Raw genomic sequence first — 17,802 nt, forward strand, 5'->3', positions numbered from 1 at the left:
GCTTGCTATAGAGAAATATATTAGAGATTTTGGATATTCTATCGTACGCAGCTACTGCGGACATGGTATAGCAAAAGTCTTTCATGCTCCACCAAATGTAGTGCATTTCTATGATCAAGATGAAGATCTTGTCTTAAAGGAAGGTATGTTTTTTACAATAGAGCCAATGATTAATGCTGGAAAACATGAGACTCTGCTCAGTAAACTCGATGACTGGACAGTAACAACACGCGATCTTTCACTTTCTGCTCAATTTGAGCATACACTTGGAGTAACAAAAGATGGTGCTGAAATATTCACATTATCACCTAAGAATTGGCATTTCCCACCTTATAATTAGATTTTTTTAAATTCTGCTATACTGCAACTATACTTGGTTTACTTTGGGTAATTTTGAAGAAAGCTCACCCTTAATTTGCGATATAGCAACTAGCCCAATTAATGCACAGAAAATCATGTAAAAACTAGCTGAAGTCTCTTGTCCTGTAACCTTGATAATTGTTGTGCATATAAATGGTGCAAGGCCGCCAAAAAATCCAGCAGCTATATTTCTTGATAAACCAAATCCACTGTACCGAACCTTTGTTGGAAATAATTCGCACATAAGTGCACTGACAGGACCAAGCGATGCAGCTATTGGAATTATAAAAAGAATGTGTGCCAGCAAGTAATTGCCACTACATAACATTGAAAAAACTGGATAACTCATTATTACAAAAGCTATAAATGCAAATTTCATAACTTTTTCTCTTCCTACCTTATCAGAAAGTATTGCAAACAATATTGTCAATCCTCCGAGCGCAATTTGACTCAGTATTTCCACTATATGATTAAAATGAGTATTTACTGTTAATATTTTATTCGTAAGCACATTGAAAAATACCAAATATATATAGAGAGACGCATTTTCAACCAAGTCAATACCTATTGATATTAGAACAGGCTTTTTGTAATTGTTTAATAACTCTTTTAGTGGCAATTTAGACGGATTTTTTTGTCTTTTATACTCTGGGCTTTCATCAAGTATATATCTCACATATATGCTAATTAATCCCATTGCTAAACTGAAAATGAAAGGTAATCTCCACCCCCAAGATTCAAAATCAGATACTTTTTTGCATATGAGTACCGCTATCAGGCTTAATACTGAACCAAAAATTGCGCTTAATACTTCAATGCTGCCAAAAAATCCTTTTTTGTTTTTAGGAGCATGTTCTATTAAAAATGGTGCATTTCCTGCTTCTCCTCCAAGGGATATACCCTGCAATAGCCTTAAACAAACTACCAGAATTGATGCTAGTATTCCAATGCTTTGATAACCTGGAACAAAAGCAATTAATACGGTTGATAAAGTCATTAATATAATCGAGAGCAATAAGGCAACTCTTCTGCCATCTTTATCACCAATGTGACCAAATATAGCAGCACCGACTGGTCTCATTAAGAAACCCACTGCAAACACTCCAAAAGCCTTCAATACGCTGGTTAGTTGATCATCCGATGGAAAAAACACACCACCTATTATGTTTATTAAGTGGCCAAAAAGCATGTGGTCATACCACAATAAAGTGTTACAAATCAAACTTGAAAATATTACTTTTGTTATTTGCTGCATAATTTCCCTATAGCCTGTTTGATCTTATATATAAAAAAAAATGTGAACGTTATGTGAATATTATATTAACAATATTAAACCTTGATTTTAATATTATTGCTCATATATTCCGATAAGATACCATATTTTGGCAAGAAAATCTATGTACATAAATAAAATTGATGTGAAGAGTAGAGTAGGATATCTACACCAACTGTACTTAAATTTTTTGATATGACACACACTCCAGTTTTGTTAAAAGAGATGCTATCACTACTATCACCGCAGGATGGTGGCATATACGTGGACGCCACATTTGGAGCTGGAGGGTATAGCAAAGCAATATTGGAGTCAGCTGATTGCAAGGTATATGCAATTGATAGAGATGAAACGGTAACTAAGTTTTATGATGATTTAAGCGTTAGATATCCCGATAGAATAAAACTATTCATTGAGAAGTTTAGTAATATTAAAAGTATACTAAGCAGCGTTGAGCCATCTCCTGTCATCCCAGTATTTGATACTGGAAAAAATAACTGGTCACGCGCTGGAATGACATCAAACGGAGTGGATGGAGTGGTCTTTGACATCGGAGTTTCATCTATGCAGCTTGATAACGGAGATAGAGGGTTCTCGTTTTTACATGATGGTCCACTCGATATGAGCATGGATAACTCTTCTTATATAAACGCTTCAACGTTTGTTAACGCTTTACGCGAAGAAGAAATCGCAAATACTATATATAACTGCGGAGGCGAACGTCATTCTCGCAAAATTGCAAGAGCAATAATAAATGCACGGAAGAAGAAAACTATCAAAACTACATTTGAGCTTGCGGATATTGTACGTTCCGTGGTATTTCGTGGAAAAAGCAAAATTGATCCTGCAACCAGAACATTTCAGGCAATCAGAATATGGGTAAACGATGAGCTGGAAGAACTTGAAAAGGGTATTAAAGCTGCATCTGAGATTTTAAGTGAGAATGGCAAATTAATTGTCGTCACCTTTCATTCCTTAGAAGATCGTATAGTCAAAACTTTTTTTAAAGATTTATGTGCTACTGATTGCAAGACATTCTCTCTGCTAAATAAAAAAGTGATCGAAGCAAGTATAGAAGAAGTAAGTGCAAATCCGCGTTCACGCTCAGCAAAACTAAGAGCTATACAGAGGTTGTTGTGAGAACTTTCTGCATCATCTCAATAGTTATGTTTTTTCTTAGCATTGTAGGACTATTTAAGGTAAAATTACATGTTCAGTCGTTAAATAGAGAGCTAATAAAAATAAAAAGTGAAATTAATTTAGTACAAAGTGATATGAAAGTTTTACAAGCAGAATGGAGCTATTTGAATAATCCAAAAAGACTTGCAAGCCTTGTAAAGAAATACCTGAAAAATAACTCTTTAATACTGGCTAGCCAGGTTAAAAATCTTGACTCTCTAAATGGCCGCAGTGTGCTAGCACAACTTAAAATCCATGATCAACAGTAAGATTAAGTCTTATTTTTTACAGATGAGCACATCACAATAAAACTTACTTTGTATCCGTTCAGGATAGCGGCAAGGTAGTATAACCATAGAGTAAAAGTGAGTTTACAACAAATGGTGTCATCCCAGTGCTTGACACTGGGATCCAGCCTTTCCATAATCATCAAAAACATTGTATTTTAACGTAAAACAGCTATTTTTATGCTTACCAACTTAATAAAATTCCTGGATCCCAGTGTCTGGGCACTGGGATGACAAAGGAGAGCAGTGTCAGCTACTTGCATAACACCATTTGTTGTGCAACTTACTTTAGTATGAAATTGCTTGCGTAAGATTTTGGCAGCCTCTTAACATTTTTTGGCATTTCAATTATGTATTTAACGTTGCGTTTTTTTGCGTAGAATACTGCTTTTTCAAGAGAATCAAACTTTAATACAATCTGTTTTTTTGGATCTTTTGAGCCAACCCACCCCATCAAAGGTTCAATGTAGTAAGAGCCAGATTCAATTTTTAGGTGCCAGAAATTTGTATTACCTAAACCAGATTGTGTTGCAGTTCTTGTTGGTTTATAAATCCTAGAAACTACTTTATCGTCAATGCCCATAGTTCTTGTTAAATAAGCTTAAATATATATCTAAATAAATCCTTTCACAAACAATTAGTATGAAAGAATGAAGTTTGAAATAAATATTTTTATGTTATATTATTGTTAAATTATATTAAAAGGATTAGCTGAATAGGAGTAACCGATGACGCAACAGGAAATAGTAACAATTAATGCAGAGTTACGTGATATAACAAAAACAAAAGCGATGCATTCTCTAAGGAAGAAAGGAAACATCCCTGGAATCATATATGGAAAGGGCCATGATAATGTAAATTTGACATTGTCTGCAAAGGAATTCACAAAGCAATATAAGTCAGGCTCTCTTTCTGCACATTTGATAGAGCTGAATATTTCGGGCAAAAAGGAATATGCTCTTGTTCGCGATATCCAATTGCATGTAGTAAAGGATACTGTGCAACATGTTGATTTTCAGTTTGTTGATAAAGGCAGTGAAATTAAAATAGACATACCTCTATCATTTGTGAATGAAAGTAAAGCTCCAGGAATCAAATTAGGTGGAGTGCTTAATGTTTTGTGTCGTTCTATTGCTGTTAAATGCTCTCCTGATAAAATACCTCAGGTTATTGAAGTTGATTTATCCGGTAAAATGATTGGCCAATCTATACATATCAATGATGTAAAATTACCAGAAGGTGTTAAGTTTGTAGCTCATGAAGAAGAAAATTTTACCATTGTTACAATTTCTGCTGCCGATAGTGACGTTGAAGAACCTCAAGCAGAAACAGAGGAATAGTGCACCTGATAGTTGGGCTTGGTAACCCTGGTAGTCAATATGAGTTAACTCATCATAATATCGGCTTCATCGTAGTTGATACAATTTGCAAATATTGGAATTTCCATTCGTTCTCTAAAAAAGCCGATTATCTGATAACCTCTGGCATAATTAATGATAATAAAATTATGTTAATAAAGCCTTATTCATTTATGAATAATTCAGGCATCCCTGTTGCAAAAATACGAAACTTTTACAAATTATCGCTAGATAATATCGTTGTCATACACGATGACGCTGATTTGGAACTTGGAAGAATAAAAGTAAAGAAAGGTGGTAGTTCTGCTGGACATAATGGACTTAAATCCATAGATAGTTTTATTGGCAACGATTATTGGCGCTTGAGATTTGGAGTGGGTAGACCTGAAGATCAAAGAAGCTTAGCAGATTATGTGTTATCAAAATTTTCAAATTTTGATAATGTTACTCCCTTAGTGGAAAAAATAGCAAAAAATATACACTTAATGCTGCAAGGAGATAATACAGCTTTTATTAATTTGATTGTATAATATTACGAAACACAGGAAGTGTATGGTCCCAGAGTGTGATGGTGTGGATTTAGTATGAACAATTCAGGAGATTTTGTCCACTGTAAAGATATAAACTCAAAAGGTGTAAGACCCTTAAGAGTTTTGAGTCTTTTAGCATAATTGTAGGCCATAACAAAGTCATAAAGATGCTCTTTGAGTTGCTGGTGAGACTGATAGTAATACTTCTTAACAGTGGCATTCTTTAAAGTTTTGTTCATACGCTCAACTTGCCCATTTGTCCAAGGATGGCTAACTTTTGTTAGACGGTGTTCAATGTCATTTTCTTCACAAGCTCTATCAAATATATGTTGAAAAGCGTATTTATGGCGTTTTTGGTTGGTAAATTGTACACTGTTATCTGTCAAAATAGTGTGGATTTTATATGGTAAAATTTTAATCAAATTACGTAGAAACTCAGCAGCTATAGGTTTTGTAGCACTTTTATGCAACTCAACATACGTAAATTTGGATGTTCTATCTATTGCAACAAACAAATATAACTTTCCTTCTTCTGTTCTGACTTCTGCAATATCAATATGGAAATAGCCTATAGGATATTGTTTGAATTTCTTTTTTGGTTTAACTTCGCCATCAACATCTGGTAGTCTGCTAATGCTGTGCCTCTGTAAGCAACGATGTAGACTAGAGCGAGTCAAGTGTGGGATTGAGGTTTGCAAAGCGTAGAGACAATCATCTAATGGCAATAGAGTATGCTTACGAAATGCAACAATTACAGCCTCCTCTTCTAAAGTTAAAACAGTTGATCTTGCATGCTTCGGACCCATATCAGCGTCTTTGGCAAAAGACCGTTTTCTCCATTTAATGATAGTTTTTGGATTAAGGTTATAGTACCTGGAGAGTTTTGCTATGCTCTCTTTACTATTTTGTATTGCTCTACGAATTGTCTCTGTTGTTTTGGCGCACCCATGTAATATTTGTCCCATAATTCCTCCTTTGATGGTATTGTTTTCTCATATTTTATCATACCATCACACTCTGGGACCATACATCCCCCCCCTCCCCCCCTAATTCCTATATCAAACCTTTCTTTACTAGATTATATAGTCAATATAAAAAGCCATATAAAATTGCTTCCACTGCTGCCATGAGGAAATTGCTTATTCTTGCTAACTCTTTAGTCAGAGATGACAGGGTTTTTACTGAGGAATATAACTCTCTGTCTGTTTCTATCTAAGAGCCAGTATAGCTGTGGATAAGCACGTTTATACAGATAAAAGTACTTATCCACAGCTACATCAATTTTTCTATTGACTTTTAACACAACTGCTGAACAGATACATTCGTCATCCCGCTACGTGTTAGCGGCCAAGATACCGCGGCGGTATGCCGTGGGAAACCTGACTTGCATTAGCTATAAAATAGTGATTTATATAAATCCCATAGCATGCCGAATGAAGCGTTTTTTGAGGAAATTTGAATTTTCAACTGCAATCAAGCCAAGATTTCTTAGTGCTTTAGCGCAGAATATTCTGTTGGAAAACATCCTATTTAATCCATCAGTTGCAAGCGCCATTGTAAAATTATCAAAGTATCTGTTACGTGAAATTTTCTTTAATAAATAACTACTGCCAACATCAATACCAGATGCTTTTGCGGCAACTACGTGCTTTATAATACTTTCTACATCTCTAATTCCAAGATTAAGCCCTTGACCTGCAACTGGATGAATTGAATGTGCTGCATCGCCGATAAGCAAAACTCTACCCTTATATAACTTTTTTGCGAAAACAAAACTTAAAGGATAAAGTTTTCTTTCACCCTCTAATTTTATCTCTCCTAAATAAGAACCAAATCTTTTTTTAAGCTCTATAATAAATTCTTCTTCAGACAGATCCATTAGCATTTTTGAAATTTCAGATTTTTCTGTCCAAACTATCGAAGAAGTATGGCCACCCTTCATCGGTAGAATTGCAAATGGACCGCCAGGGAAAAAACGCTCCACAGCTAAGTTTTGGTGATGCAGTTCATGCTTTACATTAAATACTATGCTACTTTGTTTATAGTCAAATTTCACTGTCGGTATAGAAAATAACTCTGGTAATTTAGAGTTTTTGCCTTCAGCACAGATAAGTAGCGATGATATTAATTCCTGGTTATTATCAAGAATCACTTCCACATATCCTGAATCACAAGCAATTGTTTTATAGGAATGTGGAGAGTATATATTCAGTTTATTTAGAAAATTATTGTTGATTGCATTCCATATAGTAGCATTGTTGATAACATAACCCATTGGCTCTTCGCTAACCATTTTATGATTGTAATGCACAGTAACCGCATCTAATATGCATATATCAAGTATTGGCTCAGCTTCACTTTCCACAAACTGCCAAATCCCTAACTTTTCCAATATTTTTTTCGAGCCTTGAGAAATAGCAAATGCTCGATTATCATCTACTACACGTGGTAGACTATTTTTTTCAATCACAGCTACAGACACAGAGTCACAACTGAGGCCAATGGCAGTAATAAGACCAAGTAACCCACCACCTGAAATGATTACATCATAATTCATTTTATTTACGCTAATTGTAAAATTATATTTTATCTGTTTTGAAAATAGTTTAAACAAACTTTGTAGACAAAGACCTATAGCTAACCCAAGAAAGGTTTCCCTACGTCATACCGCGATTCATTCCATAGCTGTACGAACATTGCAATGTGGCACATAGTAAACGATGTCATGAAAGTAGCTGACACTGGAATTCAGAAAAAAGGATGATGTTATTCCAGTGCCTCTATGATGTCATCCCAGTGCTTGACACTGGGATCCAGCTTTTTCATAATCATCAAAATGTTGTATTTTAACATAAAACAGCTACTTTTATGCTTACCAACTTAATAAAATTCCTGGATTCCAGTGTCTGGGCACTGCCCACTGGTGGCCCAAACTACAACGTTCGTACAGTTGTGCGCGGTATAGATTCCGCTAACTAGTAGCGGAATGACGGTTTTTCAAATTGTCGGTAAACCTAAGCCACTTTAGCTATATCATCTTGAGAACACCTAAAAGTAAACTTCTGTAATAAAATGTTAATTACTTCATGCTAAGATAGATCTTATTTTATTAAAGGTATTAGTTTATGACTACAGATTGCAAAGCAAAAATGTTAAATTGCATTAGTAAGTACAGAGAAGAACTTGGAGAAAACAAAGCAGCAATCAAACAAACTTTAACTAATGATAAAATCAATATAAGCGATCACTTTTACCAGGGTGATAAAATCTGCAACGAAGAAATATTTAATGTAGGAGGCGAGTGTCAAGATACAAAACATGGTAACTCAGAATATACGTATGATGACTGGAAGCAAAAAATTGAAAAATCTCATGCTAAAGATTTGCTAAAAATGCTACAAGATAAAGCAAAAGACAAAATATTAAAGAGTTTTGAAGATTATGAAAAGTATCATGAAAATGCTGTTGGAGGTTTGTATGAAAATGGAGACATGGATTCTCAATTAAAGTGCAGAGATCTTGATTGTTTTGATAGAACAATAAAGGATAATCTATCCCAAAAACAATCGGAATTAACTAATATAAAGAATAACTTTTTAGATGATACACAAAACATCTTTAAATATATTCAAGTTGAAGATAATATTTGATAGACGAATATCTATTTTATAGTAAAGAGGACAGACGAATTCTTAAAGTCTCTTTGCGTAAAGCTGTGTTTTTTTTAGAATTTTACAGCTATGCAATGTTTTACTGTTTCCAAAGCAATATCTTTATAAATTTTTGCCAAATCCTCACTTAACATTAAAGGATTTCCGCAATCAGAAGCATGGCATATTTGTGGATCTAGAGGAACTCTGCCTAGAAGTTTGATGCCCAGCTCCTCAGACATTTTTTTTGCACCGTCTTTTCCAAATATGTATATTTTTGAGCCGCTTTGAATGAAATAACTCATATTTTCTACAATGCCAATAACCGGTACGCTGAGCTTTGTAAACATATCATAAATTTTGCGAGCATCGATTAAAGAGAGCTCCTGTGGAGTTGAAACTATTATCGCCCCAGTTAAGTTAAAATTTTCCATAAGACTTAAATGCACATCGCCAGTTCCAGGTGGTGTATCAACTATCAAATACTCTATATCGGACCATTTTGTTCCCATTAGCAGATTATAAAGTGCTTTTGTAATCATAGGTCCGCGCCATATTGCTGCACGATCTTTATCGATAAAATAGCCAATTGAAATAGTATGCAGTCCATACTTTTCTATAGGCATTGCTTTACTATCTTGTATTTCTGGCTTTAATTTTTCAGCGCCAAGCATTTTAGGAATTGAAGGACCATATATATCTGCATCAACCAGCGCAATTTTGTGTTTTAACTTTGCTAATGAGAGAGCAAGATTTAGCGCAACTGTGGACTTGCCCACACCGCCTTTACCAGAGGCCACAACGATTATATTTTTCACTCCTTCGATATGTAATTTAGCTTTTTGTTGCCCAGTTTGTTTTTGACAAGTAGCAACCACGGTCACTTTTGTCACCCCCGGTATAGCTTTAACAGCTTGCTCACAATTTCTTCTTAATTCTTCATTTGCTTGCGTGTTACCGGCAACTTCAAGCACAAAACCAACATCTTGACCTTTAATAATAATTGAGGATATTATGCCAAGAGCGATCACATCTTTACCGCTTTTTTGCTCTATGACTTTTTTTAAGTTCTCTCTTACAATTTTTTCGTTGATCATTAGCCTTTTAGGTGATTTCTTCCTGAAGTCGTTTAATCTCAGCTTGAGGAAGGCCGGTTGTCTGAGAGATAATATCAATAGAGATGTCAGCCTTAAGTAGGTTTTTTGCTACTTCAATCTTTCCTTCAATCTTTCCCTCATCAAGTTTTTTAGCGAGGATGCCTTCTTCTTTCCGCAGATCCATTATTCTTTCTTCATATGCTACTAAATCTTTTTCATTCCAGCTAAACCTGTCTAATTCATCGTAGGCTAACTTTATTATTGGTGCTTTTTCTGCTATTTTCCTTAAGTCTTCTTCCGTAGTTTCATCTGCATATTGTTGTCTAAGTGAAGAAGGTCGCCCCTCCTCACTCGACTTCAAAACCGTACGTGAGACTTTGCGCCTCATACGGCTTCTCTCCAATTTGGAGCTTTTCATGCACACCTCCTGTGTAATTCATCGTGACAATGTCCATGTAACAAAGATAAGTTTTTGATCATGTTGTTTCGTCTATTCCGGTCTTTGTGATGTATTTCTATTGTATCATCACTTTTAAACCATAGTCTACAATTATCACATTTACTTTGTTGTAACTTCAATAGTTTTATTACTCTTAATGGCTTATCTGGTATTTTTCTCAGACGTTTACCCCAATAAACCCAATCACCATCATATGGAGATCTGGTTTTTTGCACTTTGATATGTCGTTTAATAACATGATCGCTGTGTATAATAAAATGTATCTTGTTACTTGTCATAAAACGCCAGTTATCGTTATTATACTTTTTAAAGTATTTTCTTTTTATCCAGCATTTCCCTTTGTTTGGGTGCCTAAAGACTGACCTTACCCAGAAAAAGTGGAGAGAAAGAAAAGAGTTTTTTTGGGTAAAATAAAATTTTGGAGGATTAGAAATGGTAAGAGAATATACGGCAGAATTCAAATTGGAAGCTGTTAAACTGGCAAATGAACAAAGAAAGGCAGGTCAAACAATTACAAAAATAGCAAGAGATTTAGGAATAAAGGGTGGTTTATTAGGAAAATGGATGAAGAAATATAACGAAAAAAAGTCAGCGGCAAATGCATTTCCAGATGTAGCACCTTATGACAAAGAGAGGTTTGATTTACAAAGCAAGAGTAACAAGGGAAAGAGACATTTAAAAAAAAGCCCTGGCCAGTCAAAAAGAGTAAAATATTTTTTTATATAGTAACTGCTATAAAGTACAGGAATTATGTAGGATTTTCTGCTAGTGGCTACTATAAGTGGACCACAAGAAAAATAAGCAGTAGAGAATCAGCAAATAAAGAGCTACTCGCAGCTATTCAAAAAATATATCAAGTTTCTAAATGTAGATATGGAGCTCCTAAAATTCATGCTGAATTGAAGGCTTTGGGTAAAAGTTGCAATTTGAAAACGGTGCAAAGTATTATGCAGAAAAATGACATCAGGGCTATACTGAGAAGAAAGTTTAAAATTAAAAAACAACAAACAGATAATAGAGCTGTAGCTCCCAATATACTAGATCAAAACTTTATTGTTGATCAACCAAATAAAGTATGGGATTACTTACATCAAAACCAAGGAGGGATGGCTATATTTGGCAGCAATAATTCTCACGTATGGTAGTTAATGAGTAGTGCAATAAATAAACAATTGGTTATGAACTCTTTATTAATGGCCATTAATAGGCGTAAACCTGTTAAAAATCTACTGCTGCACAGTGACCAAGGTTCACAATATACTGCGCAAGGGTATCAATATCTCTTAGCTGTAAAGAATATAGATGAGTAATAAAGGCTCTTGTTACGACAATTCTGTTGCAGAAAGCTTCTTTAGCTCATTGAAAAGAGAAATACTTATTGATACTTCACAACACTCTGCTCAACAAACTAGAACTGCAATATTTGAATACATAGAAATTTTTTATAACAAACAACGTCACTATTAACTAGTGCATTCCAGAACAATTTGATGCATCATTCTTTTTGTAAAAAACATTCCACACTTTCTCTCCACTTTTTCTGGGTAAGGTCACTGACTCAATACCCAGTCAATATCCTTTCCACCAGTTCTTTTACTGCCGGTACGTAGCCATTCTCATAAAATGGATCTTGCTTAAATTTGTACACATTGTGCCCGGAAAACATGAGTTCGTTCTCAATATCACCATCGTGTATAACGTTTTGCAGTGTTTTTTGTATGCAAAAACTACGCGGATCTGGCTTTCGTCCTGTTGAATGGTCACCATGATCTTTCCAATTGCTAAACAAACAATGGCTCAAACATCCCATACAATTGATTTGATCTTCTCTTATTTGTTTAAATTTATCTGGCGTCACAAAAATAACAGTTGAATCTGGGGTTTTCATTGCTTCTGTGTACCCTGCTTTAGTCCATGTATTTGCCAGTTCTTTGTCTTTTGCAGTAAGGTAGATCTTCCTACCTCTGCTACCCATTGCAAATTCACTATTGGATTCTTCGCTGGCATTTTCTGAAAAATTTACTTGATGTAATTTTCGTTCCTGTAACTCACGTATAAAATTATTCCTCACCGCAGATGAGTAAAACCCTGTTGGACTGAATTTATTTAAAAATACATCACCTTCTTCTAAAGTGAGTAGCTTCTTTTTCCACTCTGCAGAAACTGGGCTTTCTTTCGTCAAAAGTGGACGAGTGCCAAACTGAAAAGCTATTGGTCCAATTTGCAGATTGTCAAACCAATGTTCCCAATCTTTCAAATGCCACACTCCTCCTGCCATAACAATTGGTGTTTCTGAAAGACCGATCTCGTTCATGAAAGATCTAAGCTCTGCAACTCTTTCAAATGGAGCCTGTGGTAGCTCTGGGTCTTCACTGTTACTCAGTCCATTGTGCCCTCCAGCAAGCCATGGATCTTCATACACTACTCCACCAAGCAAATAGGAAGATATTCTTTGGTAAGCACGCTTCCATAATGCTTTAAAAGCACGCACCGATGAGATAATAGGGTAATAATAAACCTGATATTTAGCTGCAATTTCTCCAAGCCTATAAGGCATACCAGCACCGCAGGTAATACCATGAATCAAACCTTTCGCTCCTTCTAATATGCCATGAAGTACGCGTTCTGCTGCTCCCATCTCCCAAAGTACATTCATGTGTATTCTTCCATGACCTTTTGATATTTCATTTGCTATTCTTGCCTGACTAATTCCAGCTTCAATACTATACTCAATCAATTCACTATGCTTTTCATTTCTTGTTTTGCCTTTATAAATTAGTGGCACTAACTCGCCATTATCATCAATAAGCTTAGCATTTGCACCAGAAAATGTACCCACAGCATCTGCTGCAGCAAATGCTCCGCTTGATCTCCCATCACTAACTGCAATGCCTTTACCACCTTCGATGATTGGCCACACTTCCTTTCCTGAAATTACTATCTTTTTTATCTTATTTTTCAAAACTTCCTCGCAATCTTTCACTCTATTTTACTTAATTACTAAAAAAATGATAGCTGTTTATTTTTTCTTGTATCATTAAAGCTTCTGTAGCTACTCATGCTGTTGTAGTTTGAGAGCAGTTCCCATCGGAAGGGTGTCATTCCAGTGCTTGACACTGGAATCCAGTTTTTGATCAAAAATGTTGCTATAGTGCACAATCAATTTTCCTGGATCCAAGTAGTCTGGGCTACTTGGATGACACCATAGGGGGCTACTTGGATGACAGGGGAGGGAGGCTGCTGGGATCCTGACAACCGTCATCCCGCTGCTTGTTAGCGTGATCTAGAGATACCGCGGCGGTATGACGTAGAGCTACGTGTTTAGGTTTAATGAATCCACTATATCTTTTACTTGAGAAAAAACATACTCTTTGCTTACACTGGTATCGATAATAAAGTCACTCATCTTCCTTTTCTCCTCAATAGATAACTGCACATCGGAGATTAGATTAAGCTTTTCTTTATCTATGTTGCGTTCGTTAAGTCTTTGAGCTTGCACAACGCTATCTGCATGAACAAAAACAATAAGGTCGCAATATAAATAAAATTTTGTTTCTAATAGAAGTGGCACATCTAAAACTAAAAGTTTTCTATCGATCTTTTTTTCCTTGGCAATAAAAAATTCTAATTCACGCAGCACAGCAGAGTGAACCAAAGATTGAAATTGTTTCCAATTTTCATCGTAGGCTAAGAAATATTTAGACAGTACTGTTCTATCTATTTCACCATTTACTACCACTCCAGGAAAATTTTTCTCTGCATAACTTATTATGCTTTTATCCACTTTATAAAGTTGGTGTACAACAGAATCAGCATCAAATACAACAGCACCAAACTCTTGAAAGCAATTAGCTACAAAGCTCTTTCCTACCCCAATTCCGCCTGTTAGACTTATAATCATATAACAAAATACATTCGACTTCTTTTGAAACTATAGCTAAGGTTTCTCTATATATATTAACTAGATTTTCTAGATCTCAGTGTCAAGCACATAACTATACGAACATTGCAATTTGTAGGTGGTGTTATTCCAGTCTGGAATCTAGCTTTTATGTTGTATAGTGCACAATCAATTTTCCTGGATCCAAGTAGTCAGGGCTACTTGGATAACACCCTACTTAACCGTCATACCGCCGCGGTATCTCTTAGCCACTAACACGTAGCGGGATGACGATTGTCGATAAATCTAAGTTACTTTAGCAACAGTTATTCTCCACTAAATTACTCTGAATTTTGGTTATATTATTTGCGGATTTCACTGCTGAAATCTCAAATTTTGAGCTTGTGTTCAAAAATGATTCAACTGACCTGCCAAAAAAATCATATCTCCATCCCTTGAATAATTTATCTGTCTGTCCAGATATTGACCCGGTTAACTCATCTTTTGAAGAAACTAATTTCCTTGATATGTTACTTTCTTTACATTTACTATCTAAAATAATTGAGAGTATATCAAGTACAGATTTGTCATAATTACTCGATAAGGTGTTGTTTTGCTGCATCCAATTTCTCTCATTTTCATTAAAAATATTCACAAACTCTAGTAAATCCGCATCTTTTATATTTTTTGTATTCCTCTTGAGATCATCTAAAATCTCATCAACATGCTCTACATTTTTTTCAATAAAATCAGCTATTACAGCATTATTGATTATTTTATTACGGTTCATATTATAGCGCTGTGCTAAGGTTTCTTGCCACTCACTAACTGCTTTAACAGTTAGTATCAATCTTGGATTTACTTCATAATTAAATTTAATCCTCTTCCATGCATCTTTTGGGCTATGTAAATACTTATTTATATCAACTATTGATTCCATCTCTTCTTGAAACCAACCCATCCTATTATTTTCTTCAAGTTTATTGCACAATATTTGGTATAGGTCATATAGGTGTACCACGTCGTTTACTGCATAATCTAACTGATCTTCGGACAACGGACGCCTTAACCAATCTGAATTTTTAGCTTTAATTTTATCCAGTGCTATTCCTTGATATTGCTCCACTACTTTTGAGTAACCAATAAAGTCATGATAATAATGACAAAACATAGCAGCAACTTGGGTATCAAAAATGGGAGTGGGAGTACATTTAAACACAGTGAGTAAGGATTCTATATCCTGCCGGCAGCTATGAAACACTTTGGTTATCCCCTGATTTAGCATTATTTTCTTAATGAATGATAAATCAATTTCTGGCACTAATGCGTCTACAATAAAACTCTTCTCTCCGTAAGAAATTTGAATTAACGATAATTTTGGGTAGTAGATTAAATTATTTCTAATGAACTCCGTTCAACTGCTATAAATTTCGGCTTTTTTGCTATTAACTCTTCACATGTATTCTCCAGTTCTGATGTTGTACTAATTAGCATATATTTTTTATTCAGTGGATTTATTTTATAATTTATATTAAATTTTTGCAATTAATGACTTCTTGCAGAACTTTCTATCACTCATTGGCATCACACAAATAGCCTTTTCCATCCCAATCCCAGTGCTTCCTTCTCCTGTCATCCCAGTGCCCTGACTACTTGGATCTAGCAAGCTTTGCTTGCAAATAAGTCTAATACGCGTCGCGTTTTATGCCAAAACACAATTGGAGTTACATGCAAAATAGATCCCAGACTGGGATGACAAAAAAAGGAGCACTGGGATGACAGCAGTCCTACGTCATACCGCCGCGGTATCTCTAGATCCCGCTAACAAGTAGCGGGATGACGATTGTCGTTTAGCTATAAATATTAAGAAATTTACTAAACAAAAAAAAAGGCAAAAGAAGCCCTGGGGTTATTATCCGCTTTAAAATATTGGCGTTTTTTATGTTTTAAACGCTTGACAAGCAAGATTAAGCTGCTTTTAATTGCAACTAACTTACGCTGCAAATGTTTAAGAAATTTACTAAGCAGAAAAAAAGACAAAGAATCCCCGAGTTAGCTAGTCTTTTACTATCTCTGTCGAGTATTGGCATTTTTTGATGTCTTGTAACGCTTTATAAGCACGTTCAGCTTATTTAGATAAAAATCTAGATGTAGATGAAGTTTTGTAAAGACATACAGTATCTATATACTGCAAAAAATTGAACATAAGACGCTGATACATTAAGTAATCCTTACCTTTTAATCTGCAGATTGGCGAAAGCAAATACAATAGCTTCACTATCATGATAAGGGAGCTGGCGAAGGGTGTCAAGTAAGTTTTTCGTTTCTATAGCTACTACCACGATTGTATAGGTAATTCTTCACTTATAATAATGATTCAAGCCTTCAGCTCCTCAAACACTTCACTTGCTCTATTTAAAACAGAATCAGGAAAACCAGCAAGTTTTGCTACATGTATTCCATATGACTCATCTGCAATGCCTTCAATTACTTCATGTAGAAAAATAACCTCTCCGTTCCACTCTCTTATTTTTACACAAAAACATTTCACGTTCTTCAAGTATTTGCTTACTTTAGTTAATTCATGATAATGAGTTGCAAAAATGGCGCGGCACTTATTTACATTGTGAATATGTTCAATCACCGCCTGTGCAATAGATAATCCATCATACACCCCTGTGCCCCTACCAATTTCATCAAGTATCACCAAGGAACGGTCCGTTGCCTGATTTACTATCGTTGCTGTTTCGATCATCTCTACCATGAAGGTAGAATAACCAGCTGTTATATTATCCGTTGCGCCAACCCTGCTGAATATCTTGTCAATCACTCCAATATGTGCACTCTCTGCTGGCACAAATGACCCCATGTGAGCTAAAATTGCAATGAGAGCGTTTTGCCTCAAGAAAGTGCTTTTTCCAGCCATATTAGGACCAGTAATTAGATGTATACCAGCTAAATTGATGCTATTTGCAATGAATTTATCGTTAACTTCAACCACTGGATGTCTTCCGCTACAGATATTGAACTCTTTGCTGTCATCAATAATGGGTTTTACGTAATTATTTTGCACTGCAAGCTCTGCAAATGCGGTTCTAATATCAAGTTTTGCCAAAGCATTTGCAGCAAGAGCAATTTTTTCAGATTCTTTAGCGACTTCACTACACAGTTCACTAAAAATTTTCATTTCTAAGCCGATTGCAGCATCACGTGCCGTAAGAATTTTATTTTCTAGTTCTTTCAATTCATTAGTAGTGTAGCGCATGCTATTTGCTAAGCTTTGCCTATGAATAAATATATCCGAAGTTATTTTGTGATTTGCCGACACTTCAACGTAATAACCAAGTATGTTGTTGTGTAATATTTTGAGTGCGGCAATGCCAGTAAGATCGCGATAAGATTCACGGAGCTTAGTTACCAACTTGTTACTGTTGTTCAATATATAAGATAACTCAGATAATTCTGAGTTGTATTTTGAGTGAATAAATCCTCCTTCTTTCACGGAACTGAGGTTATTATCGAGTATAGCACTATTTAACAGTTCAAATAGGTCTTTATGATTGCCAAGGCTTTTATGTATTGTGCTTAGTTCACTCTCGTCTGATTTTACTGTTATTCCAGCGCGTGACGCTGGCTGGATCTCAGTTTGGATGACATATTGTTGTGGGAGAGATCCATTTTCACCTGATTCAATTTTACATAAGAACTCAGACAATTCTAAAGTCTTT

Annotated in this window: 16 protein-coding genes and 3 pseudogenes; 7 read left to right on the forward strand and 12 right to left on the reverse strand. The window is 35.3% G+C overall.

Translation table 11 applies throughout. From position 1 onward, the window contains the following. Positions 1 to 340: M24 family metallopeptidase (locus WG67_RS08000; protein WP_458694960.1), on the forward strand; the 340-nt coding region annotated here is incomplete at its 5' end. A 27-nt stretch (positions 341 to 367) separates the two neighbouring features. Here WG67_RS08000 and WG67_RS00745 read toward each other — a convergent pair. Further along, on the reverse strand, positions 368 to 1,615 hold the full coding sequence (locus WG67_RS00745) for an MFS transporter (protein ID WP_070356751.1): 1,248 nt from the start codon (positions 1,613 to 1,615) through the stop codon (positions 368 to 370). Positions 1,616 to 1,828: 213 nt separating this feature from the next. Here WG67_RS00745 and rsmH point away from each other — a divergent pair, with 213 nt between their 5' ends. Next, the gene (gene rsmH, locus WG67_RS00750; RefSeq protein ID WP_070356752.1) at positions 1,829 to 2,773 is read left to right on the forward strand and encodes a 16S rRNA (cytosine(1402)-N(4))-methyltransferase RsmH; all 945 of its coding nucleotides are present in this window, start codon (positions 1,829 to 1,831) and stop codon (positions 2,771 to 2,773) included. After that, complete coding sequence (gene ftsL, locus WG67_RS00755; RefSeq protein WP_010962410.1) at positions 2,770 to 3,081, forward strand: cell division protein FtsL; 312 nt, start codon at positions 2,770 to 2,772, stop codon at positions 3,079 to 3,081. The genes rsmH and ftsL overlap by 4 nt, the downstream gene beginning before the upstream one ends. A gap of 301 nt (positions 3,082 to 3,382) precedes the next feature. On the opposite strand, the gene WG67_RS00760 is transcribed toward ftsL, so the two are convergent. After that, positions 3,383 to 3,682, reverse strand: a complete 300-nt coding sequence (locus WG67_RS00760) for an NADH dehydrogenase ubiquinone Fe-S protein 4 (protein WP_070356753.1) — start codon at positions 3,680 to 3,682, stop codon at positions 3,383 to 3,385. A 145-nt stretch (positions 3,683 to 3,827) separates the two neighbouring features. Here WG67_RS00760 and WG67_RS00765 point away from each other — a divergent pair, with 145 nt between their 5' ends. Beyond that, entirely contained in the window at positions 3,828 to 4,439 is a 612-nt protein-coding gene (locus WG67_RS00765) for a 50S ribosomal protein L25/general stress protein Ctc (protein ID WP_010962412.1), read from the forward strand. After that, on the forward strand, positions 4,439 to 4,987 hold the full coding sequence (pth, locus tag WG67_RS00770; protein ID WP_070356754.1) for an aminoacyl-tRNA hydrolase: 549 nt from the start codon (positions 4,439 to 4,441) through the stop codon (positions 4,985 to 4,987). The genes WG67_RS00765 and pth overlap by 1 nt, the downstream gene beginning before the upstream one ends. 2 nt (positions 4,988 to 4,989) lie before the next feature. Here pth and WG67_RS00775 read toward each other — a convergent pair whose 3' ends face one another. Continuing rightward, a complete protein-coding gene (locus WG67_RS00775; protein WP_006279689.1) occupies positions 4,990 to 5,952 on the reverse strand; it encodes an IS481-like element ISWpi4 family transposase in 963 nt (320 codons plus the stop codon). Positions 5,953 to 6,395: 443 nt separating this feature from the next. After that, positions 6,396 to 7,544, reverse strand: coding sequence for a 2-octaprenyl-6-methoxyphenyl hydroxylase (gene ubiH / locus WG67_RS00780; protein ID WP_070356755.1), 1,149 nt, complete (start codon positions 7,542 to 7,544; stop codon positions 6,396 to 6,398). 568 nt (positions 7,545 to 8,112) lie between these two features. Between ubiH and WG67_RS00785 the strand changes: the two genes are divergently transcribed. Then, positions 8,113 to 8,637, forward strand: coding sequence for a hypothetical protein (locus WG67_RS00785; protein WP_070356756.1), 525 nt, complete (start codon positions 8,113 to 8,115; stop codon positions 8,635 to 8,637). 74 nt (positions 8,638 to 8,711) lie between these two features. Here WG67_RS00785 and WG67_RS00790 read toward each other — a convergent pair whose 3' ends face one another. The 3 genes and pseudogenes from WG67_RS00790 to WG67_RS00800 form a co-directional block, all read right to left on the reverse strand. Further along, positions 8,712 to 9,734: an Mrp/NBP35 family ATP-binding protein gene (locus WG67_RS00790; RefSeq protein WP_070356757.1), complete on the reverse strand. Its 1,023-nt coding sequence runs from the start codon at positions 9,732 to 9,734 to the stop codon at positions 8,712 to 8,714. 7 nt (positions 9,735 to 9,741) lie between these two features. Further along, positions 9,742 to 10,053 (reverse strand): annotated as a pseudogene (locus tag WG67_RS00795) (nuclease/transposase family protein); the annotation flags it as partial. Between the two features lie 95 nt (positions 10,054 to 10,148). Next, positions 10,149 to 10,472, reverse strand: coding sequence for an HNH endonuclease (locus WG67_RS00800; RefSeq protein ID WP_022626216.1), 324 nt, complete (start codon positions 10,470 to 10,472; stop codon positions 10,149 to 10,151). A 154-nt stretch (positions 10,473 to 10,626) separates the two neighbouring features. Between WG67_RS00800 and WG67_RS08005 the strand changes: the two are divergent. Beyond that, positions 10,627 to 11,665: pseudogene (locus tag WG67_RS08005) on the forward strand (IS3 family transposase). An 87-nt stretch (positions 11,666 to 11,752) separates the two neighbouring features. On the opposite strand, the gene WG67_RS00815 reads toward WG67_RS08005, so the two are convergent. From WG67_RS00815 to mutS, 5 genes and pseudogenes are all read right to left on the reverse strand, one after another. Next, on the reverse strand, positions 11,753 to 13,156 hold the full coding sequence (locus WG67_RS00815) for an NAD(P)H-dependent flavin oxidoreductase (RefSeq protein ID WP_070357037.1): 1,404 nt from the start codon (positions 13,154 to 13,156) through the stop codon (positions 11,753 to 11,755). Positions 13,157 to 13,507: 351 nt separating this feature from the next. Then, positions 13,508 to 14,095, reverse strand: a complete 588-nt coding sequence (coaE, locus tag WG67_RS00820; protein ID WP_006280338.1) for a dephospho-CoA kinase — start codon at positions 14,093 to 14,095, stop codon at positions 13,508 to 13,510. Positions 14,096 to 14,390: 295 nt separating this feature from the next. Continuing rightward, positions 14,391 to 15,568, reverse strand: a pseudogene (locus WG67_RS00825) (ribonuclease D). A gap of 37 nt (positions 15,569 to 15,605) precedes the next feature. Next, positions 15,606 to 15,740, reverse strand: coding sequence for a hypothetical protein (locus tag WG67_RS07455; RefSeq protein WP_010962423.1), 135 nt, complete (start codon positions 15,738 to 15,740; stop codon positions 15,606 to 15,608). A gap of 711 nt (positions 15,741 to 16,451) precedes the next feature. Next, the coding region (gene mutS / locus WG67_RS08010) for a DNA mismatch repair protein MutS (protein ID WP_458694961.1) at positions 16,452 to 17,802 on the reverse strand (1,351 nt) is incomplete at its 5' end.

The organism is Wolbachia endosymbiont of Drosophila incompta (assembly GCF_001758565.1).
In the GTDB taxonomy this organism is placed as follows: Bacteria; Pseudomonadota; Alphaproteobacteria; order Rickettsiales; family Anaplasmataceae; genus Wolbachia; species Wolbachia pipientis.